Raw genomic sequence first — 21,196 nt, 5'->3', positions numbered from 1 at the left:
AGAGTTAGGGTGAGGGGCTCTTCAGCTTTTGAGGGCCTCAGCCAATCACACCGTATGCAGATACCAGTTGTACTCAAGGTCCGAGATCGAGTTCTCGAACTCGGCCAGCTCGCTCTCCTTACACGCGACAAACACGTCGATGTACATCGGGTCGATATAGCGGGCCATGACTTCGCTGTCGTCCAGCTCACGCAGTGCATCGCGCAGGTTGTTCGGCAGGCTCTGTTCGTTTTGCTCGTAGCTGTTGCCTTCCACCGGAGCGCCCGGTTCGATCTGGTTGGTCAGGCCGTGGTGAATACCGGCCAGCACCGACGCCATCAGCAAGTATGGGTTGGCGTCAGCACCGGCAACACGGTGCTCGATACGCACAGCATCGGCAGAACCGGTTGGCACACGGACCGCAACGGTGCGGTTGTCGATGCCCCAGCTCGGCGAGTTCGGTACGTAGAACTGCGCGCCGAAACGGCGGTACGAGTTGACGTTCGGGCAGAGGAACGCCATTTGCGCAGGCAGGGTCTCCAGCACACCGCCGATCGCGTGACGCAGTGCGGCGTTCTGCTCGGGATCCTCGCTGGCGAAGATGTTGTTGCCTTCTTTGTCCAGGATCGAAATGTGCACGTGCAGACCGTTGCCCGCCTGGCCCGGATACGGCTTGGCCATGAAGGTGGTGTCCATCTCGTGGTCGTAGGCGATGTTCTTCACCAGACGCTTGAGCAGGACGGCGTAGTCGCACGCCTTGATCGGGTCGGAGACGTGATGCAGGTTGACTTCGAACTGCGCCGGGGCGCTTTCCTTGACGATCGCGTCAGCCGGGATGCCCTGCTCTTTCGCGCCTTCGAGGATGTCTTGCAGGCAATCGACGTATTCGTCGAGATCGTCGATCAGATAGACCTGAGTCGACACCGGACGCTTGCCGGACACCGGCGAACGTGGCGATTGCGGACGGCCGTTCACGTTGTCCTGATCGATCAGATAGAACTCGAGTTCGAACGCCGCGCAGATGGTCAGACCGAGGTCGTCGAATTTGCGCACGACGTTGGCCAGCACTTCACGCGGGTCAGCGAAGAACGGCTGGCCTTCGATTTCGTGCATGGTCATCAGAAGTTGTGCGGTTGGGCGCTTTTGCCACGGCTCGATGCTCAGGGTGCCGGGGATCGGGTAGCAGATGCGGTCAGCGTCGCCGATGTCCAGACCCAGGCCGGTGCTTTCCACCGTGGAACCATTGATGTCGAGCGCGAAAAGCGAGGCCGGCAGGTTGATGCCTTTCTCGTAAACCTTATGAAGACTGGTGCGTTCGATGCGCTTGCCGCGCACCACACCGTTCATATCCGCAATCAGAAGGTCGACGTACAAAACCTCAGGATATTTCTTAAGGAATGCGTTTGCTTCGTTGAGTTGAACGGTACGCAGAGGGACCGACATGATGCACCTATTTAGCTGTTAATTATTATGTTCACTGCTGTTTCGCCGAGCCAGTCAACCCGAACGGCAAAGTGAAGTCAATAGCGAACAGATGGCCGCTGAAGGTTTATTTTTCGGGCTTTTTTTAACACTTGCGTGCCATTTCAGGCGCCAGAGCCCAGAGAATCATGAAGATTGGATGAACGACGTTTAGAATTTTTTACATGGCAGTTGTTAATTAAAATCAACGAGGCTAAGCTCCGGAAAAGCTCGTTCAAGTGTCAAACTTCGAGGTGAATAAAAATGGCATTCAAGCCATTGATCGGCGTTACTGCGTGCGTCAAACAGATTGGCCTGCATCCCTATCACATCAGCGGCGACAAGTACGTACGTGCTGTCAGCGTTGGCGCTCAGGGGTTGCCAGTGGTCATTCCTTCCCTTGGCAACCTGACTGAAATCGAAGACCTGCTCGGTCAACTCGACGGTCTGCTGCTGACCGGCTCGCCTTCCAACGTGGAACCTTTCCACTATCAAGGCCCGGCCAGCGCTCCCGGCACGGATCACGATCCGGCGCGGGATGCCACCACCCTTCCTTTATTGCGTGCAGCCATTGCGGCGGGCGTTCCGGTGCTCGGCATTTGCCGTGGCTTCCAGGAAATGAACGTGGCATTCGGCGGCAGCCTGCATCAGAAGGTGCATGAGCTGCCGGGCATGCTTGATCACCGCGAAGCCGATAGCCCTGATGTGGCCGTGCAATACGCACCGGCGCATGCGGTGACTGTGCTCGGTGGTGGCGTGTTCGAAGCTCTGGAGCTGCCGGCCGAATTCCAGGTCAACTCGATTCATAGCCAGGGCATCGACCGCCTCGCCCCCGGCCTGCGTGCCGAAGCGGTGGCGCCGGACGGCTTGATCGAGGCGGTCTCGGTCGAGCACAGCCCGACCTTCGCCCTCGGCGTGCAATGGCACCCGGAATGGCAAGTGCTCGACAACCCGAACTACCTGAAGATTTTCCAGGCGTTCGGCGAGGCTTGCCGGCAACGGGCGGCGCGGCGCAACCAGCGCTGATCCAACCCAAGAATACGTAACGATTTACTGCCCCCTCGGAGGTCGGGTGTGCCTGCGCACATCCGTCATCCGTGAACAACAACACCCGTAATAACAACAAGTACGACCCAGGCAGCCAGGACGGCGGCGCCGACCAAGCCGGATGGCAGGAGCAAGACCGTCAGATCAATACAAAACCCTGTGGGAGCGAGCTTGCTCGCGAAAGCGGTGTGTCAGGTAACAACGATGTCGGCTGACACGACGTCTTCGCGAGCAAGCTCGCTCCCACAGGGAGATGTGATCCGAGCGGGAATGCACCTGCAGGCTTGCAATCCACTTAAGCCCGGCCACATTGGCCGCGCGAACGAAACCTGTTGGGAGTTTCACATGGCAAACGCCTCCAGCACTTACAGGAAGGCACTTGAAGGTCATCAGCAACCGAAAAAGGTTCTGGTGAAAGTCGACCGTGTCACCAAGAAGTTCGACGAAACCGTGGCCGTGGACGATGTGTCCCTGGAGATCCATCAGGGCGAAATCTTCGCCCTGCTCGGCGGCTCCGGTTCGGGCAAATCGACCCTGCTGCGCATGCTCGCCGGTTTCGAGCGCCCGACTGAAGGGCGGATTCTGCTCGACGGCGTGGACATCACTGACATGCCGCCGTACGAGCGGCCGATCAACATGATGTTCCAGTCCTACGCGCTGTTCCCACACATGACCGTTGCGCAGAACATCGCCTTCGGCTTGAAGCAGGACCGTTTGCCCGCCAGCGAAATCGACGCCCGTGTCGATGAAATGCTGCGCTTGGTACACATGACCCAATATGCCAAACGCCGCCCGCACCAGTTGTCCGGCGGCCAGCGCCAGCGCGTCGCCCTCGCCCGCTCGCTGGCCAAGCGTCCGAAGCTGTTGCTGCTCGACGAACCGATGGGTGCGCTGGATAAAAAGCTGCGTTCGCAGATGCAACTGGAACTCGTGCAGATCATCGAACGCGTCGGCGTGACCTGCGTGATGGTGACCCACGACCAGGAAGAGGCCATGACCATGGCCGAGCGCATCGCAATCATGCACCTCGGCTGGATCGCGCAGATCGGCAGTCCGGTCGACATCTATGAAGCCCCGGTCAGTCGCATGGTCTGCGAGTTCATCGGCAACGTGAACGCCTTCGACGGCACCGTGGTGGAAGACCTTGAAGGTCACGCGATCATCCACAGCCCGGACTTGCAGCAGAAGATCTACGTCGGTCACGGCGTCAGCACCTCGGTGCAGGACAAGTCGGTCACCTACGCGATCCGTCCGGAAAAAATGCTCGTCAGCACCACCCAACCGGAGTTCCGCTACAACTGGTCCGAAGGCAAAGTGCATGACATCGCCTACCTCGGCGGCCACTCAGTGTTCTACGTCGAATTGCCCGGCGGCAAAATCGTCCAGTCGTTCATGGCCAACGCCGAACGCCGTGGCGCGCGCCCGACCTGGGACGACAAAGTCTACGTCTGGTGGGAAGACGACAGCGGCGTGGTACTGCGCTCATGAAAACCTTCAATCAGCAATTCCTGCGCCTGGTGCCCAGCGGGCGAAAACTGGTGATCGGCATCCCGTTCATCTGGCTGTTCCTGTTCTTCATGCTGCCGTTCTTTCTGGTGATGAAGATCAGCTTCTCGGAAGCCGCGCTGTCGATCCCGCCGTACTCGGAGATCTACACCTACGCCGAACAGAAATTCCAGCTGCTGCTGAACATCGGCAACTACACCATGCTCGGCGAAGACGAGTTGTACCTGTCGGCCTACCTCGGCTCGCTGAAGGTCGCGGCGCTGAGCACGATGATGTGTCTGCTGATCGGTTTCCCGATGGCCTACGCGATCACCAAGACCGGCAAGGAAACGCAAAACGTCCTGCTGCTGTTGATCATGATGCCGACCTGGACGGCGATCCTGATCCGCGTTTACGCGTGGATGGGCATCCTCAGCAACAACGGTTTGCTCAACGCGTTTCTGATGTGGACGGGGCTGACCGATCACCCGATCGAGATCCTCAACACCAACACCGCCGTCTATATAGGGGTCGTGTACGCGTATTTGCCGTTCATGGTGTTGCCGCTCTATGCCAACCTGGTCAAGCACGACGGCAGCTTGCTGGAAGCCGCGCAGGACCTGGGTTCGAGCAACTTCAACAACTTCTGGAAAATCACCGTGCCGCTGGCCAAGAACGGCATTATTGCCGGCTGCATGCTGGTGTTCATTCCGGTGGTCGGTGAGTTCGTGATTCCGGAACTGCTGGGTGGCCCGGAGACGCTGATGATCGGTCGCGTGCTGTGGCAAGAGTTCTTCAATAACCGCGACTGGCCGGTGGCATCTGCGCTGGCGGTGGTGATGCTGTTGATCCTGATTGTGCCGATTCTGCTGTTCAACCGCAGCCAGGCCAAAGAGATGGAGGCACGGGGATGAAACGCTTCGGTTTTTCCAAGTTCATGCTGATCTTCGGCCTGATGTTCATTTATCTGCCGATGCTGATTCTGGTGATCTACTCGTTCAACGCCTCCAAACTGGTGACGGTGTGGGGTGGCTGGTCGGTGAAGTGGTACGTCGGTTTGCTCGACAACACGCAACTGATGGGCTCGGTGGTGCGCTCGCTGGAAATCGCCTGCTACACCGCGATTGCCGCCGTGGCGTTGGGCACCCTCGCCGCTTTCGTGCTGACCCGCGTCACGCGCTTCAAGGGCCGCACGCTGTTTGGCGGTCTGGTCACCGCGCCGTTGGTGATGCCTGAGGTGATCACCGGTCTGTCGCTGTTGCTGCTGTTCGTGGCGATGGCGCAGTTGATCGGCTGGCCGCAGGAACGTGGCATCGTCACGATCTGGATCGCCCACACCACGTTTTGTGCCGCTTATGTCGCGGTGGTAGTCTCCGCCCGCCTTCGCGAACTGGACCTGTCGATCGAAGAAGCGGCGATGGACCTCGGTGCGAAGCCGTTCAAGGTGTTTTTCCTGATCACCATTCCCATGATTGCGCCGTCGCTGGCGGCGGGCGGGATGATGTCGTTTGCCTTGTCGCTGGATGACCTGGTGTTGGCCAGCTTCGTCTCCGGGCCGGGTTCGACGACCCTGCCGATGGAAGTGTTCTCGGCGGTACGTCTGGGTGTGAAGCCTGAGATCAACGCCGTGGCCAGCCTGATTCTGCTGGCGGTGTCGCTGGTGACTTTCCTGGTCTGGTACTTCGGCCGCAAGGCAGAAGCCAACCGCAAAAAAGCGATTCAGGAAGCGATGGATCAGACGGCGAATGAGTCGTGGCAACCTCAGCAATCCGCAGCAACTGCTTAACCTGTATCCCTCACCCCGCCCCTCTCCTATGGGAGAGGGTCAGGGTGAGGGGGCTTTGCGTAACGTGAATAAAAAGAATGGAGTTGTACCGATGAAAATGTTTGGCAGGACTCTGCTGACACTGTCCTTAATGGGCGCAATCGTCATGGGCGCCCAGGCCAACGACAAGGTGCTGCGTGTTTACAACTGGTCCGATTACATCGCGCCGGACACCGTCAAGAAGTTCGAAGACGAGACCGGCATCCGCGTGACCTACGACGTCTTCGACAGCAACGAGACCCTTGAGGCGCGCTTGCTGGCGGGCAAATCCGGTTACGACCTGGTCGTGCCGTCGAACAGTTTCCTCGCCAAGCAGATCAAGGCCGGCGTGTATCAGACGCTGGACAAATCGAAGCTGCCGAACTGGAAGAATCTAAACCCGGTGCTGCTGAAAAACGCCGCCGCCAGTGATCCGGACAACGCCCACGCGTTCCCGTACATGTGGGGCTCGATCGGCATCGGATTCAACCCGGCCAAGGTCAAGGAAGTGCTCGGCGCCAACGCCCCGACCAATTCCTGGGACTTGCTGTTCAAACCGGAAAACGCTGAAAAACTGAAAGCCTGCGGCATCAGTTTCCTCGACTCGCCGACCGAAATGATCCCGGCCGCCCTGCACTATCTGGGCTACCCGGTGAACGACAAGGACACCGCGCACATCAAGGAAGCCGAGGCACTGTTCATGAAGATTCGCCCGAACGTGGCGTACTTCCACTCCTCGAAATACATCTCGGATCTGGCCAACGGCAACATCTGCGTCGCGGTCGGTTACTCCGGTGACGTGCTGCAGGCCAAGGCCCGCGCGGTGGAATCGGGTAACAACGTGGTCATCGACTACAGCATTCCCAAGGAAGGCGCTGGCAGTTTCTACGACATGGTCGCGATCCCGCGCGATGCCGCCAACGTCGAGAACGCCTACCTGTTCATGGACTTTCTGATGCGTCCGGACATCATCGCCGAAATCACCAACAGCAACGGCTACAGCAACGCCAACGCGGCGGCGACGCCATTGGTGGACGAAGCGATCCGCAACGATCCGGGTTCGTATCCGTCGCAAGCGGTGATGGCCACGTTGTATGCGGTGCCGGATCAGCCGATTGCCACTCAGCGGATCATGACCCGTGGCTGGACGCGGGTGAAACTCGGTAAATAGAACAAGCGCAAATCCAAATGTGGGAGCGAGCTTGCTCGCGAAAGCGGTGGGTCAGGCTATGCAGATGTTGAATGAACCGACGCCTTCGCGAGCAAGCTCGCTCCCACAGGGACGGTGTTGACTCGAAAAATCATTGATTTCCCGTTCACGCAGCGCCTTACCACCGCTGCACCCTGCTATGAACGGCCTCACCTGGCTCCCTCGGCTCGGGTGAATTCTCAGGCGCCCGCGGGCGCCTTTTTTTGTTGCATCAAATCAGCGACCAATCTTGCAGAACCCGATAGCGCCCCTTGTGTGATTCGAACAGGGCAAAACGTTCGGCGCGCAAGAAGAACTCCGGCGCCGTGGCCGATTCCGGTTCCGGCGCGCGGTAATCGCGAACCAACGTCAGATGAGGGCGAAATTCGCGGGTTTTCTCTTCAAAGCCAAACGGCAACATTGCCTGCTCCAGCGCATAGACCAAGCGCAGCAACGCCTGCGGGGCCTGCTCCGGCGCCAGCGACAACACCCCGGCGCGATGCCAGACCTGCAAGCTATCCAGCGCAATCTTCAATGGCTCACCCGGCGTGCGCACTTGCCCGGCCGCTTCGCAGACTTCATTGATCTGCGCCAATGGTACAGCGCCCAGAAACAACAGCGTGAGGTGGAAATTGTCCGGCGGCACCGGCTTACCGGTTCGCAAACCCAACTCCCCGCGCCACTGAGCGATCGCCTTCCGCTGCGCCGGCGGGCAATCGAGGGCAAAAAACAGTCGCTTCGCTTCATCGGTCATGGCCCTGCTCCCTGTTCATCGTGATCCGCCGGATTCTACACAGCCTGATCTGACGACTCGTGACAGGTAGCTATAGTTCAAGGATTGCCATCAACCGGAGGCCGCCATGCGCGCGATCCTCAGCAAAGAACCGTGGTGGGCCCGACCGCCGCATCCCGGACAGGACGAAACCGAACTGGAATGGGGCTGGTTGGTGCATTACAGCGAGGGTGAGCCGCGCTTCGAGTTCGTCCGTGAACGGCCGACGGACGAGCAGATCCGCAACCGCAAAAGCTGCAGAATCACCCCCTCACCCGAGTGAGGCCCCCTGTAGGAGCTGCCGAAGGCTGCGATCTTTTGATCTTGTTTTTTACAATCAACATCAAAAGATCGCAGCCTTCGGCAGCTCCTACGGGGATGTGTGTGAGCGTCAGGGTTCGAGGATGTTTTTGAAACCGCCAAAGATCATGCGCTGGCCATCGAACCCCATCGGGTTGACGTCTGGTTGCATGCGCGGATCTTCCATCATTTTGCCCATGCCGGCGTCGCGAGTGGCCTTGTCGGGCCAGATCAGCCAGCCGGACGACACCGTTTCGCCTTCCTTGAGCTTTACCGCCATCGGGAATGACGTGACCTTGCCCTCCGGCACGTCATCGCCCCAGCACTGCACCACATCCAGTGCACCGTATTCCTTGAACAGTTTCGCCGCGATTTCACAGTGCTTTTTGTACTGCTCAAGGTTGGCAGTCGGCACCGGCGCTACGAAAATATCGATGTAAGCCATGATCACTCTCCTTGCACGTTGGGTTCGATCTGCTGATTGGTCGATTGCGGTGGCTGCCATTCGACAGGACTCACGCCCAAGCCGACCGACGGTTCTTCACCCTCACCCAGATTGCGCTCGACCTGACCGGCCATGTGCAGGGTGCCGGCCATGACGCCGGTGGTCGGGTTTTGCACCAGCTTCAGCCAAGCCTTGTCGAAGGTGCTGCCCAGGCTGCTGCGGATCAGCGCTTCACTGTCGGGCCGGTCATTGGCCTGAATGATCGCGCGAATGCCGGCTACACCCACCGAAATCAATCCGCCAGCCAGTTTTCCGGCCGCAGCGGCTACTGCGCTGGCCGCACCGCGCGGGGCCATTTCCGCTTCCATCCGTTGGCTGGCGCGCTTGGCCACCGGGGCCATGCCGGCATCCGTCGAGGCAATGCCCTTGGCGCCGCCCTCGGTGTGTATCTTGTCGATCAGCGCGGCGTAGGCCGGCAGCGTGTTCAGCGGCTCGGTACTGATGACCTGATACAGCGAAGCATCGCGCGCCGGTGGTGGGCCAAGCGCAATGGCCGGGACTGTCTGCAAGCGTCCATTGAGCTGACCAACGGGCACACCATGGCGTTGGGCGATGAGCGGCATCTGCTGCGCCATCAGTTGCGCATAGAACGCCGTCGCTTGGCCGAGAATCGCATCCGGATCGATTTCCACCGCGACTGGCGCCAGCACCCTTTCCTGATATTGCTCAAGCAGATACGCCGCCAGCCGCTTGGCCGATGCATCCTGCTCGCCGCCGGCATTGATCGTGTACCAGCTGACCTTCATCGACAGCCATTCCTGGGTCCAGTAGCTGCTGAACCACGGAATGAAATTTTCTTCAGTTTGCTGATAGACCCGAGTGCGCCAATGTTCCATCGAGCCACGGGCGAATACCTTTACTTGATCGGTGGACTGCTGCGAAGCGCTGACGATTTCCCGGTCGATCTGCTGCCAGGTCTGCGGCGAGACGAACACCGCTTGCGGCGCTGACACCGGGGCCCGCGCCGAAGTGGCGCAGCCGGCCAGCAACAACAGTGCGGCGACGAGCAGCGCACGCGGGTTCACGGTTGAGATTTCCTTTAAATGGGCGCAAGCAGATTTGAGTATAGGTGTGTGCGTCGGACCATTTGTCCGCTGTCGCGAAAACTCCGCAGATCCCCTGTGGAAGCGAGCTTGCTCGCGAATGCGGTGTATCAGACACATATGAATCGACTGGCTCGACGCCTTCGCGAGCAAGCTCGTTCCCACAGGGGGCTGCGACAACCATCACTGCCATCGATATTCACCATCGCCACGATTGCCTTCCGCCGACCGCCCATGAAAGGCACGATTAGCCCATCCGAAACACAACGAGGAGTTCACAGCATGATTCACACCCACGTCACACTCTCGGTGAGTTTCCCGGTGTTCGGCAGCAACTATTACGACCAGCACGTCGTGTCGCACAAGGCGCAGGCACTGGTGTTCAACGAAGATTTCGAAGATCTGCTGATGCCCGCCGCGAGCAATCATTTCAGCAATGAAGTGGTCGGCCTCAACGATCAGTTCCGTTTTCTGAGCGACATTCTCGCCACCCATTTGCTGGACATCGAGGCCGCCGTGCCTGCGCGATCCAGCGTCCGGGCGAGCGCTCACTTTTAATTAAAAGGCCAAACAAAAAGGGCGTCCCATCGCAGGACGCCCTTTTTGCGTTCAATCAATCATCATCCCGATCGCGATAGTAACGACGCCCGTCGCGGCGATCATCACGGTCATCCCAACGCCGATCGTGGTCGTAATTGCGGCCATGATCGCGGTCGTAATGCCGGCCATGGCGGTGGTCATCATCAAAATCCGCGACACAGCCGCCGAGCATTACGGCGGCGGTCACGGTCAACAGCATCGTTGTTGCGCGCTTCATTCAACACTTCCCTAAAACCAAGGTCTTGACGACGGAATCGGCCACGCTGCCCACGCCTTCATGACGCGGTGCGCGCAGCCGCAGATACGACCGGGCAAAACGCCGTTGATTCACTGGCCACCATCGACCGTTTGTCGCCCCGCCCGCGCGGCCCAAACAGCGGCGAAATGCCACCTATACTCCTTGCAACCTAGCCCCACGCAATGGATCTGCGCCCTCAATAACAACAAGCAGAGGTGGACCATGGTCTGGCAGCAAATCTACGACCCGTTCGGCAATCCGGTGATCTCCACGCTCATGGCCGCTGTGCCGGTGGTGGTGATGCTGGCGGCGCTGGCGTTTTTCCACGTCAAGGCGCATCTGGCGGCGCTGCTGGCGCTGGCGTCCGCCCTGCTGATTTCGATTTTTGCCTTCGGCATGCCGGCAAGCATGGCTGGCTCTGCGGCGTTGTTTGGCGCGGCGAATGGCTTGCTGCCAATCGGTTGGATCGTCCTCAACATCATCTTCCTGCATCGCCTGACCACCGAGAACGGCTCGTTCAAAGTGCTGCAGGATTCTCTCGCACGCATCACCGATGACCGACGTCTGCAGTTGCTGCTGATCGCCTTCTGCTTCGGTGCATTTTTCGAAGGCGCGGCGGGATTCGGTACCCCGGTGGCGGTGACCGGGGCGATTCTGATCGGTCTCGGGTTTTCGCCGTTGGCCGCGTCGGGTCTGGCGCTGATCGCCAACACCGCGCCAGTCGCATTCGGCGCACTCGGTACGCCGATCATCACCCTGGCCAAAGTCACCGGGCTGGATGAAATGGAGCTGTCGATGATGGTCGGTCGGCAGTTACCGTTCTTCTCGGTGCTGGTGCCGTTCTGGTTGATCTGGGCGTTTGCCGGGTGGCGCAAGATGCTGGAGATCTGGCCGGCGATTCTGGTGGCCGGGGTGAGCTTCGCCGTGCCGCAGTTTCTGGTGTCGAACTACCACGGGCCGATGCTGGTGGACGTGATCGCCGCGTTGATTTCCATGGCTTGTCTGACATTGTTTTTAAAGGTGTGGAAACCGGCGACCATTCACACCTCGGCAGCTCTTTCAGGGCGAGTCGATAACTCCAAAGTCGAAGAAGAGAAAGTCACCGCCAGCGCCGCGTTCAGCGATCAGGCGCGTCCGGCGGTGATGCGCGCGTGGATGCCGTGGATCATCCTCACCGTGTTCGTGTTTGCCTGGGGCACGCAGGGCTTCAAGAATATGTTCGACGTGCGCCCGGCGATTGATCCGGTCACGCATTCGGCCAAACTCGACCCCTCGGGCAAACCGGTGAACGAGGCTAATCCGATCTTCGCGCCGGCGGTGACCTTCACCACCCTGCACCTGCAGATCGAAAAAGTGCCGCCAGTGGTGGCCGCGCCGAAAGCCGAGGAAGCGGTGTACAAATTCACCTGGTTCACCGCCACTGGCAGCGGGATTCTGCTGGCAGCGATTGTCGGTGGGTTGCTGATGGGCTATTCGATTCCACAACTGATCAAGCAGTACCTGCGCACGTTGTGGGTGGTGCGGTTTTCGCTGATCACCATTGCGGCGATGTTGGCGCTGGGGTTCCTCACGCGCTATTCAGGGCTCGACGCGACCATGGGTCTGGCGTTTGCGGCGACGGGGATTTTCTATCCGATGTTCGGCACGTTGCTCGGTTGGCTGGGTGTGGCGTTGACCGGTTCGGATACCGCGTCGAACGTATTGTTTGGTGGTTTGCAGCGAGTGACTTCGGAACAGCTCGGCATCAGTCCGATCCTCATGGCAGCGGCGAACAGTTCCGGTGGGGTGATGGGCAAAATGGTCGATGCGCAATCGATTGTGGTCGCCTCCACCGCGACACGCTGGTACGGGCATGAGGGCGAGATTCTGCGCTACGTGTTCTTCCACTCGATTGTGCTGGCGATTCTGGTCGGCGGGCTGGTGACGTTGCAGGCGTATGTGGCGCCGTTTACACATATGGTGGTTGGCTCGCATTAGCCAGCTACACCCCATTCCCCTGTGGGAGCGAGCTTGCTCGCGAAGGCGTCCGTTCAGTCAGTGAAGAGGTTGACTGTGCCGGCCTCTTCGCGAGCAAGCTCGCTCCCACAGGTCTGAGGCTGTGAATGCAAAGGTGTTTACAGCGCCAGACAATTAATGAGCCACACGCATAACTCTATAGCGAAAATCCGACAAAACCTTTTCCTCTTTCCGGCAGTCACTCCTTAACGAGACCGGCGATGACGCTGGCTGCCCGCTTGGGCCATCCACGACCCAGCTGCCCTGATGAAGAGAAAAGGAATCGAACCATGACGATTTCCCGACGCAGATTTCTGATCCTCGGCGCCGTGACCGCCACCGCGTTCGCAATGCCGCCGTTTATCAGCCTCAAGGCCTACGCCGCCAATCTGGAGAAACCGGCCATGAGTAAAGTGACCATCAACGTCAACGGCAAGCCACGTGCGCTTGACGTCGACACCCGCACCACCCTGCTCGATGCCTTGCGCGAGCACTTACACCTGACCGGCAGTAAAAAAGGCTGCGACCACGGCCAGTGTGGCGCCTGCACGGTGATCGCTGATGGCCGACGCATCAACTCGTGCCTGACCCTGGCGGTGATGCATGAAGGCAGCGAGATTACGACCATCGAAGGCCTCGGCATGCCGGACAATCTGCACCCGATGCAGGCCGCGTTCATCAAGCATGACGGCTATCAGTGTGGCTATTGCACACCGGGGCAGATCTGCTCGGCGGTGGCGGTGATCAAAGAGATCCGCGACGGCATTCCCAGCCATGTCAGTGAGAGCCTGACCGAGCAACCGCAACTGATCGCCAGTGAGTTTCAGGAACGCATGAGCGGCAATATCTGCCGCTGCGGGGCTTACTCGAACATCATTGAAGCGATTACTGAAGTCGCGGAGGTGCCGGCATGAGACCGTTCAATTACAGCCGCGCCGACTCCCCCGCCGCGGCCGCTGCGCAAGCCGCTCAAGTCGAAGGTGCGCGGTTCATCGCTGGCGGCACCAACCTGCTCGACCTGATGAAACTCGACATCGAAACCCCGCTGCATTTGATCGACGTCAATCACCTCGGCCTGGATCAGATCGAGGCCACGCCCGAAGGCGGCGTGCGCATCGGCGCGCTGGTGCGCAATACCGACCTGGCGGCTGATCAGCGCATCAGAAAAGACTACGCCCTGCTCTCCCGTGCCTTGCTCGCCGGGGCTTCCGGACAGCTGCGCAACATGGCAACCACTGCTGGCAACCTGCTGCAACGCACGCGCTGCCCGTACTTCTACGACACCAATCAGGCCTGCAACAAACGCCAACCCGGCAGCGGTTGTGCAGCGATCGGCGGGGTCAGTCGGCAGTTGGGGATTATCGGCGTCAGCGACGCGTGCATCGCCACACACCCGAGCGACATGGCGATTGCCATGCGCGCGCTCGATGCGCAGATTGAAACGGTGAAACCCGATGGCACGACTCGCAGCATTGCGATAGCCGACTTTCACCAGTTGCCCGGCACCACGCCGAACATCGAAACCAGCCTCACCCCCGGCGAATTCATCACCTCGATGACACTGCCCGCACCGCTTGGCGGTACCCACGTTTATCACAAGGTGCGAGATCGCTCGTCCTATGCGTTTGCGCTGGTGTCAGTCGGTCTGATCCTGCAAAAGGACGGCAGCGGCCGCATCGCCGTCGGCGGTATCGCGCCGAAACCATGGCGGGTTGAAGCCGCCGAGGCGTTGCTACCCCAAGGCGCGAAAGCCGTCAGCGCACGTCTGCTCGACGGCGCCACGCCGACCCACGACAACCAATTCAAACTGACCCTGGTCGAGCGCACGCTCGGTTCGGTGTTGGCGCAAGCGAGGGATGAAGCATGAAATTCGACACGCCCGCCACCACCAACCCGATCGACCAGTTGAAGGTGATCGGCCAACCCACCGACCGTATCGAAGGCCCGTTGAAAACCAGCGGTCAGGCGCCTTACGCCTACGAGCAACATGAGGCGGTGGCCAATCAGGCTTACGGTTTCATGGTCGGCTCGGCCATCGCCAAGGGGCGGATCAACAACATCGATCTTGAGGCAGCCAAAGCCGCGCCCGGTGTCCTGGCCATCGTCACCGCCGCCAACGCCGGCAAACTCGGCAAGGGCAAATACAACGCCGCCCATTTATTGGCCGGGCCCGAGATTCAGCACTACCACCAGGCCGTCGCGCTGGTGGTGGCCGAGACGTTCGAGCAAGCCCGCGCCGCTGCGCAAATGGTCAAGGTCGACTACGTCGCGAGCAACGGCGAATTCGATCTGACCAGCGTGCGCGACCAAGGCGTCGAGCCGAAAGAGGAGTTGCCCGACGTCAGCCACGGTGATTTCGCCAAGGCGTTCGCCGCTGCGCCGGTGCAGTTCGATCAGACCTACACCACGCCCGATCAGTCCCACGCGATGATGGAACCGCACGCCACGCTGGCGGCGTGGAAAGGCGATCAACTGACCCTGTGGACATCGAATCAGATGATTGCCTGGAGCGTCGGCGACATCGCCGCCACCCTCGGTCTGCCCAAGGAAAAAGTCCGGCTGATTTCGCCGTACATTGGCGGTGGTTTCGGCGGCAAATTGTTCGTGCGCGCCGATGCGATTCTTGCCGCCCTCGGTGCGCGCATGGCTGGCAGGCCGGTGAAGGTCGCCCTCGCCCGCCCGCAGATCGCCAACAACACCACCCACCGCCCGGCGACGATTCAGCGCATTCGCATGGGCGCGACGGCGGACGGCAAACTCACCGCGATCGCTCACGAAGGCTGGTCGGGCAATCTGGCGGAAGGCAAAGTCGAAGTCGCGGCGCAGCCAAGTCAGTTGTTGTACGCCGCTGAAAATCGGTTGGTCAGCATGCGTCTGGCTCCCTTGGACCTACCGGAAGGCAACGCCATGCGCGCACCCGGCGAAACGCCGGGGCTGATGGTCCTGGAAATCGCCATGGACGAGATGGCCGAGCAGCTCAAACTTGATCCGATCCAGTTCCGCATTCTCAACGACACCCAGGTCGATCCGGTGAAAACCGAGCGGCCGTTTTCGCAGCGGCGCCTGATCGAATGCCTGCAGACCGGTGCCGATAAATTCGGTTGGGACCAGCGCACTGCGCAACCGGGTACACGGCGTGAGGGTCGCTGGCTGATCGGCATGGGTGTCGCGGCGGCGATCCGCAACAATCTGTTGGTCAAGTCGGGCGCGCGGGTGCGGCTGGAGCGCGATGGCAAGATCACGGTGGAAACCGACATGACCGATATCGGCACTGGCAGTTACACGATCATTGCGCAAACCGCCGCCGAGATGATGGGTGTTGGTTTGAAGGATGTGAACGTGCATCTGGGCGATTCGAGTTTTCCGGTGTCGGCAGGCTCCGGCGGGCAATTCGGTGCCAACTGCTCGACCGCCGGGGTGTACGCCGCGTGCATGAAACTGCGTGAGGCGGTAGCTGGCAAACTGGGGATGGCGGCGGATCAGGCGGAGTTTATCGACGGTCAGGTGCGGCTCGGCGACAAGAGCGTGCCGTTGCGCAACGCTGCGCAGGACGGCGTTGTGGTGGCCGAGGACAGCATCGAATTTGCCGACCTGGCCGAGAAGTATCAGCAGTCAACGTTTGGTGCGCATTTCGTTGAGGTGGCGGTGGATGCGGCGACCGGTGAAGTGCGTGTACGCCGCATGTTGGCGGTGTGCGCGGCCGGGCGGATTCTCAACCCGAAAGCCGCGCGCAGTCAGGTCATCGGCGCAATGACCATGGGTGTCGGTGCGGCGCTGATGGAAGAGTTGGCGGTGGACAAGAAACTGGGCTTTTTCGTCAACCATGATCTGGCCGGGTATGAAGTGCCGGTGCATGCCGACATTCCCCATCAGGAGGTGATTTTTCTTGATGAGACTGATCCGGTATCTTCGCCGATGAAGGCCAAGGGTGTTGGTGAACTGGGAATTTGCGGGGTCAGTGCGGCGGTGGCGAATGCGATTTACAACGCCACCGGGGCACGGGTGCGGGAGTATCCGATCACCCTCGATAAAATCCTCTCTTCACTGCCGGAGATGATCTGAACCACCGGAAAGAGCCCCTCACCCTAGCCCTCTCCCAGAGGGAGAGGGGACTGATCCGGGGATATTTGAGGGCTGCACCGACTTGAACGTCCTGCTGTGAATCCATAATCGACACAGCACATTCAGGTCGATGGATAGCACTTTGCTGTAAATCCATAATCAACTCAGTCTCTCAGGTCGATGTATGACGCCAGACACCTCGGTCTGCCCCCTCTCCCTCTGGGAGAGGGCTGGGGTGAGGGAAATTGGAGAGTTTCACCGACCTGAAAGCTCCAATGTGAATCCATAATCGACTCGGTTTCTCAGGTCGATGTCTGACCCAAGACACCTCGGTCGGCTCCCTCTCGCTCTGGGAGAGGGCTGGGGTGAGGGGAAATCAGGTAGCGCACTAGCATGGGGTGCAAGTGCGCTACCTGACAGCTTTCAGTCCGCTCGTGGATACTGCTCGGCACTCACCTGCTCCATCCAATCCACAACTTTGCCGTCCAGCACTTCAGCAATCGCGATATGCGTCATCGCCGTGGTCGGCGCCGCCCCGTGCCAATGCTTGGCCCCCGGCGCAATCCACACCGTATCCCCAGGACGAATCTCACGCACCGGCTGCCCCCACTCCTGCACAAAACCGAAACCCGCCGTGACGATCAAGGTCTGTCCCAACGGATGCGTGTGCCACGCGGTACGCGCGCCCGGCTCAAACGTCACCGTCGCACCACTGACCCGCGCCTCGTCTGTGCCTTTGAACGGCGCATCGACACGGACAGTGCCAGTGAACCAATCCGCCGGGCCTCTGGCCGAAGCTTGTGAGCCATTGGGTGTCACGGTCACGCGGGGATTGTCATTGGCCTGCACCTCACCCGCCAACAGGGAAAGGGTCAACGCAGAAGCGGCAATCGGGTTCATGGCAATTCCTCCAGATAATCAATGCCACTACTTTACCCAGCCGCACTCTTCCGATAATCGACTAGAATTCAAAAAAACTTATGCAGGAAACTCATCAATGCTTCGGGAAAATGCTACCGACCTGCTCGCCTTCCTCGCCGTAGCGCGCGAGCGCAGCTTTACCAAAGCGGCGGCCAAACTCGGCGTTTCGCAATCGGCACTGAGTCACACGATTCGCGCACTTGAGGCACGTTTAGGCCTGCGCCTGCTGACCCGTACCACCCGCAGCGTCTCGCCCACCGAGGCCGGCGAACACCTGCTGCAAACCATCGGCCCACGCTTCGAAGAAATCGAACTGGAACTCGCGGCCCTGAGTAACCTGCGCGACACCCCGGCCGGCAAGATCCGCCTCAACGCCACCGACCATTCGCTGGACTGGCTGCTGCGCCCGGTGCTCAAGAACTTTCTGCCGAAGTACCCGGACATCAGCGTCGAGGTAAGCTGCGACTATGGTTTCGTCGACATCGCCGGCCAAGGTTTCGACGCTGGCGTGCGCTTGGGCGAGGACGTCGCGCAAGGCATGATCGCCACCCGCATCGGCCCCGACATGCGCATGGCGGTGGTGGGTTCACCCACCTATTTCGCCAAACGAACCGCGCCGCAAACGCCACGGGATCTGACCGATCACGCCTGCAACAACCTGCGCCTGCCCACCAACGGCGGGTTGTACAGTTGGGAATTCGAAAAGGCTGGCGAAAGCCTGAAAGTGCGGGTGTCCGGGCAAATCACCCTGAACGGCGTCTACCCGCTGCTCGACGCTGCGCTGGACGGTTTCGGCCTGAGTTACATCCCGGAAAACATCGTCGCACCCTATCTGGCCGACGGCCGATTGCGACAAGTGCTGGAAGACTGGTGCCCGACGTTTGCCGGGTATCACCTCTACTACCCGAGCCGGCGTCAGGCGGCGCCGGCGTTTGCGTTGTTGCTGGAGGCGTTGCGCTATCGCGGCTGAGTGCCGTCTACGAGATCGATCAACCCAGCAGCGCAATCAATTGATGCCGCTGTGCATCGGTCAGCATCGGCCCGAACCCGGCCTTGGCGTTGTCGGCCATGTAGCGCGGATTGCCCGTGCCGGGTATCACGCACGTCACTGCTGGATGCGACAGCAGAAACTTCAACGCCAGTTGCGGCCAACTATTGACCTGCACATCGGAAACCCAGCCTGGCAACGGCTTGCCCTTGAGCCGGGCCAGCAGTCCCCCGCCACCGAACGGCCGGTTGCAGATCACCGCAACGCCGCGTTCGCGGCACAAAGGCAAAATACGTTTCTCCACGCCACGGTCATCGAGGGCGTAGTTGATTTGCAGAAAATCCAGTGGCTCTGCCTTCAGCACGGCTTCGACCTCTTCGTAGGCCGAGGGCGTGTAGTGAGTGATACCGATATAGCGGATGCGCCCCTGCGCTTTCCATTCACGCAACGTCGGCAAGTGCGTCTGCCAGTCGAGCAGGTTGTGGATCTGCATCAGGTCGATGCGTTCGGTACGCAACAGGCTGAATGACTGCTCCATCTGCGCGATGCCCTCCTCGCGTCCGCGCGTCCACACTTTGGTCGCCAGAAATGCTGGCGAACGTGGTTCGTGGATCGACAGCAGCTCACCGGTAGTCTGTTCGGCGCGGCCATACATCGGCGAACTGTCGATCAGCGTGCCGCCCTTGGTGAACAGTTCATCAAGCACCGCCGGCAATTGCCGGTAGGCCGGATCACCGGGGGCGACGTCGAAGCCGCGATAGGTGCCCAGGCCGACGATGGGTAGCGACTCGGCACTGGACGGGATGGCGCGGGTCTGCATGGCGTGGCCTCCGGTGGTCGCGGGTGTGGTGGTTGTGGCCAACGCCCGATCAAAGGTGAAGACCGCCGAAACCCCGGCAGCCAGCGTGAGCAATCGGCGACGGGAGTAACCCTCAGTGTGGCTCATGCTGGTTCTCCTGCTGCGTGGATCTGTTGCCTGTTGTGTGTATGGGGCATCCGCTGGCAGGGCTGGACTACACTGCGACAGCGAACCCTTCACACCCCGTTAAAAGTAGCCGAATGTCCCGAACCCTGATGTCACTCGTCGCATTGATCGTTGCCGTATACCTGGTGCTGTGCGCGGCGCTGTTCTTTTTTCAGCGTTCGATGATCTATTTTCCGCAGCCCAATGCCGTCACCAGCGCCGATTCACAACTGACCCTGTCGATGCCGGACGCACAGGTTTCAGTGATCACCCGCGAGCGCGTCGGGCCCCGGGCGCTGATCTACTTTGGCGGCAATGCCGAGGACGTTTCGCGCAATCTGCCGGAGTTTGCCGAGGCGTTTCCTGAATACGCGGTCTATCTGCTCAACTATCGCGGCTTTGGTGGCAGCGGTGGTTCACCGTCTGAGGAAGCGATTGCCGAGGATGCGCTGGCGCTGTTCGATCAGGTGTACACCAGCCACCCGCAGGTTTCGCTGATTGGCCGCAGCCTGGGATCGGGCGTCGCCGTGCGTCTGGCCAGCCAACGACCGGTTCAACAGCTGATTCTGGTGACGCCTTACAACAGCCTCGAAGAAATCGCGGCACGGCAATACCCGTGGATGCCGGTGAAGTGGTTGCTCAAGGATCGCTTTGAATCGGGCAAGTACGCCGCGCATATCCGTGTGCCGACGCTGCTGCTCGCGGCCAGCGACGACGAGGTGATTCCACGCGCCAGTACGCAGCGTTTGCTGGAGAACTTCCCGCAAGGCGTGGCACTGCTCAGAGTGGTGCCGGATTCGGGGCATAACTCGATTTCCGACCGTGCGCAGTATTTGCAGTGGATGGGGAATGTGTTGAATCGCTGAACCAAGTCCAAAAAGCCCAGTCCTACTCGCGCCGCTTTCTGCGGTTCACTCAACTTTTGCGCTGTCCCTCTTCAGAGCTGCCCGTCTCATGCGCCACGCCGTTCGTTCGTCTCGCTTCGTTTCGCTGTGCCTGCTGATCCTTTCGCCGCTGTTCGCGGAAACCGCCCATGCCGGTGCGGAGCGGCAACTGGTGGCCGCCATCAACGACTATCGTGCCCATCCGCAACGTTGCGATCGACGCCCGGCGCAGCGTCTGGCGCCGTTGGCGCTGAAGTCCAACCTGGCCTTGCCGATTGGTTATCGCTACGCCGGTGGCATGCGTGAAGCGTTGAAGTCGTCCGGGTATTCCGCCATCGCGGTGCGCAGTATTCGCGTGATCGGAGCCGAGGACGCCGAAGAGGCCTTCGACCTGCTGCAAGACGAGCACTGCGCCGCGCTGCTGGATGCGAGCTACGCGGACATCGGCGTCAGTCGTTCACGCAATGAGTGGCAAGTGGTGTTGGCGCAACCGGTGCTCGACCATCGCGTCGGCGATAACCGCAGCGTCGGCAAGGCTTTGCTCGCTGAGGTCAACGCCGCGCGCGCCCGGCCACGGATGTGCGGCCGTCAGCGATTCGCCGCCGCCCGGCCGCTGAGCTGGAACGCCGCGCTGGGCGCCGCCGCACAGGGACACAGCAAAGCCATGGCTTACGGCAACTATTTCGCCCACCGCGACCCGGACGGCGACCTGCCCTCTGATCGCGCCCGTGCGGCCGGCTATCGCGGTCGGCAAATCGGTGAAAACATCGCCGCCGGGCAGAGTTCACCGGGCAAGGCCATGGCCGGATGGCTGGCCAGTCCCGGGCATTGCGCCAACCTGATGAACCCGATGTTTACCCAGGTTGGTGCCGGATTTGCCAGTGAGGCGCGCAGTGATGAAGGGGTTTACTGGACGATGGTGTTTGGTGCGCAGTGACTGGTCGCACAAGCTTCAGTTT

The 21,196-nt window shown here is 60.3% G+C and carries 21 protein-coding genes; 14 read left to right on the top strand and 7 right to left on the bottom strand.

Features of this window, described 5'->3' with window-relative positions:
• Positions 1-45: 45 nt before the first annotated feature.
• The gene (locus tag GTU76_RS25560) at positions 46-1,422 is read right to left on the bottom strand and encodes a glutamine synthetase family protein (RefSeq protein WP_007918694.1); all 1,377 of its coding nucleotides are present in this window, start codon (positions 1,420-1,422) and stop codon (positions 46-48) included.
• Positions 1,423-1,704: 282 nt separating this feature from the next.
• Between GTU76_RS25560 and GTU76_RS25555 the strand changes: the two genes are divergently transcribed.
• The 5 genes from GTU76_RS25555 to GTU76_RS25535 all read left to right on the top strand — a co-directional run bounded on the left by GTU76_RS25555 (position 1,705) and on the right by GTU76_RS25535 (position 6,947).
• Positions 1,705-2,466 (top strand): gamma-glutamyl-gamma-aminobutyrate hydrolase family protein, encoded by a 762-nt coding sequence (locus GTU76_RS25555; RefSeq protein ID WP_180699903.1) that lies wholly within the window; start codon positions 1,705-1,707, stop codon positions 2,464-2,466.
• Positions 2,467-2,832: 366 nt separating this feature from the next.
• Positions 2,833-3,975 (top strand): ABC transporter ATP-binding protein, encoded by a 1,143-nt coding sequence (locus tag GTU76_RS25550; RefSeq protein ID WP_007919249.1) that lies wholly within the window; start codon positions 2,833-2,835, stop codon positions 3,973-3,975.
• Between the two features lie 29 nt (positions 3,976-4,004).
• Positions 4,005-4,886 (top strand): ABC transporter permease subunit, encoded by an 882-nt coding sequence (locus GTU76_RS25545; protein WP_371042493.1) that lies wholly within the window; start codon positions 4,005-4,007, stop codon positions 4,884-4,886.
• Positions 4,883-5,758 (top strand): ABC transporter permease subunit, encoded by an 876-nt coding sequence (locus tag GTU76_RS25540; protein ID WP_064120851.1) that lies wholly within the window; start codon positions 4,883-4,885, stop codon positions 5,756-5,758. The genes GTU76_RS25545 and GTU76_RS25540 overlap by 4 nt, the downstream gene beginning before the upstream one ends.
• Before the next feature lie 91 nt (positions 5,759-5,849).
• Complete coding sequence (locus tag GTU76_RS25535; RefSeq protein ID WP_122594386.1) at positions 5,850-6,947, top strand: polyamine ABC transporter substrate-binding protein; 1,098 nt, start codon at positions 5,850-5,852, stop codon at positions 6,945-6,947.
• A gap of 250 nt (positions 6,948-7,197) precedes the next feature.
• Here GTU76_RS25535 and thpR read toward each other — a convergent pair whose 3' ends face one another.
• Positions 7,198-7,719, bottom strand: a complete 522-nt coding sequence (gene thpR, locus GTU76_RS25530; protein ID WP_180699902.1) for an RNA 2',3'-cyclic phosphodiesterase — start codon at positions 7,717-7,719, stop codon at positions 7,198-7,200.
• A 106-nt stretch (positions 7,720-7,825) separates the two neighbouring features.
• Between thpR and GTU76_RS25525 the strand changes: the two genes are divergently transcribed.
• Entirely contained in the window at positions 7,826-8,020 is a 195-nt protein-coding gene (locus GTU76_RS25525) for a hypothetical protein (protein WP_016987682.1), read from the top strand.
• A gap of 108 nt (positions 8,021-8,128) precedes the next feature.
• Here GTU76_RS25525 and GTU76_RS25520 read toward each other — a convergent pair whose 3' ends face one another.
• Together GTU76_RS25520 and GTU76_RS25515 are read right to left on the bottom strand one after the other, a co-directional pair.
• A complete protein-coding gene (locus GTU76_RS25520; protein WP_180699901.1) occupies positions 8,129-8,482 on the bottom strand; it encodes a DUF1428 domain-containing protein in 354 nt (117 codons plus the stop codon).
• 2 nt (positions 8,483-8,484) lie between these two features.
• Positions 8,485-9,567, bottom strand: a complete 1,083-nt coding sequence (locus GTU76_RS25515) for a hypothetical protein (RefSeq protein WP_180699900.1) — start codon at positions 9,565-9,567, stop codon at positions 8,485-8,487.
• Positions 9,568-9,867: 300 nt separating this feature from the next.
• Here GTU76_RS25515 and GTU76_RS25510 point away from each other — a divergent pair, with 300 nt between their 5' ends.
• Positions 9,868-10,143, top strand: coding sequence for a hypothetical protein (locus tag GTU76_RS25510; protein WP_180699899.1), 276 nt, complete (start codon positions 9,868-9,870; stop codon positions 10,141-10,143).
• A gap of 55 nt (positions 10,144-10,198) precedes the next feature.
• Here the strand turns inward: GTU76_RS25510 and GTU76_RS25505 are convergent, their stop codons facing one another.
• Positions 10,199-10,402, bottom strand: coding sequence for a hypothetical protein (locus GTU76_RS25505; protein ID WP_064120858.1), 204 nt, complete (start codon positions 10,400-10,402; stop codon positions 10,199-10,201).
• 243 nt (positions 10,403-10,645) lie between these two features.
• Between GTU76_RS25505 and GTU76_RS25500 the strand changes: the two genes are divergently transcribed.
• The 4 genes from GTU76_RS25500 (at position 10,646) to paoC (ending at position 16,480) form a co-directional block, all read left to right on the top strand.
• Positions 10,646-12,400: an L-lactate permease gene (locus GTU76_RS25500; protein WP_175553942.1), complete on the top strand. Its 1,755-nt coding sequence runs from the start codon at positions 10,646-10,648 to the stop codon at positions 12,398-12,400.
• A 308-nt stretch (positions 12,401-12,708) separates the two neighbouring features.
• On the top strand, positions 12,709-13,332 hold the full coding sequence (gene paoA / locus GTU76_RS25495; protein WP_175553941.1) for an aldehyde dehydrogenase iron-sulfur subunit PaoA: 624 nt from the start codon (positions 12,709-12,711) through the stop codon (positions 13,330-13,332).
• Complete coding sequence (locus tag GTU76_RS25490) at positions 13,329-14,285, top strand: FAD binding domain-containing protein (protein ID WP_180699898.1); 957 nt, start codon at positions 13,329-13,331, stop codon at positions 14,283-14,285. The genes paoA and GTU76_RS25490 overlap by 4 nt, the downstream gene beginning before the upstream one ends.
• Positions 14,282-16,480, top strand: coding sequence for an aldehyde oxidoreductase molybdenum-binding subunit PaoC (gene paoC, locus GTU76_RS25485; RefSeq protein WP_180699897.1), 2,199 nt, complete (start codon positions 14,282-14,284; stop codon positions 16,478-16,480). The genes GTU76_RS25490 and paoC overlap by 4 nt, the downstream gene beginning before the upstream one ends.
• A gap of 423 nt (positions 16,481-16,903) precedes the next feature.
• Here paoC and GTU76_RS25480 read toward each other — a convergent pair whose 3' ends face one another.
• Positions 16,904-17,380 carry a (R)-mandelonitrile lyase gene (locus GTU76_RS25480; RefSeq protein WP_180699896.1) on the bottom strand — a complete coding sequence of 159 codons (477 nt, stop codon included), beginning with the start codon at positions 17,378-17,380 and terminating at the stop codon, positions 16,904-16,906.
• A 97-nt stretch (positions 17,381-17,477) separates the two neighbouring features.
• On the opposite strand from GTU76_RS25480, the gene GTU76_RS25475 reads away from it, so the two are divergent.
• Complete coding sequence (locus tag GTU76_RS25475) at positions 17,478-18,371, top strand: LysR family transcriptional regulator (protein ID WP_175553937.1); 894 nt, start codon at positions 17,478-17,480, stop codon at positions 18,369-18,371.
• A gap of 19 nt (positions 18,372-18,390) precedes the next feature.
• On the opposite strand, the gene GTU76_RS25470 is transcribed toward GTU76_RS25475, so the two are convergent.
• The gene (locus GTU76_RS25470; RefSeq protein ID WP_180699895.1) at positions 18,391-19,335 is read right to left on the bottom strand and encodes an aldo/keto reductase; all 945 of its coding nucleotides are present in this window, start codon (positions 19,333-19,335) and stop codon (positions 18,391-18,393) included.
• A 113-nt stretch (positions 19,336-19,448) separates the two neighbouring features.
• Here GTU76_RS25470 and GTU76_RS25465 point away from each other — a divergent pair, with 113 nt between their 5' ends.
• Complete coding sequence (locus GTU76_RS25465; protein WP_180699894.1) at positions 19,449-20,219, top strand: alpha/beta hydrolase; 771 nt, start codon at positions 19,449-19,451, stop codon at positions 20,217-20,219.
• An 88-nt stretch (positions 20,220-20,307) separates the two neighbouring features.
• Entirely contained in the window at positions 20,308-21,174 is an 867-nt protein-coding gene (locus GTU76_RS25460; protein ID WP_180699893.1) for a CAP domain-containing protein, read from the top strand.
• Positions 21,175-21,196 lie beyond the last annotated feature (22 nt).

This window comes from Pseudomonas crudilactis (assembly GCF_013433315.1).
Classification (GTDB): domain Bacteria; phylum Pseudomonadota; class Gammaproteobacteria; order Pseudomonadales; family Pseudomonadaceae; genus Aquipseudomonas; species Aquipseudomonas crudilactis.
This window is presented reverse-complemented; position numbering and strand designations above follow the sequence as displayed.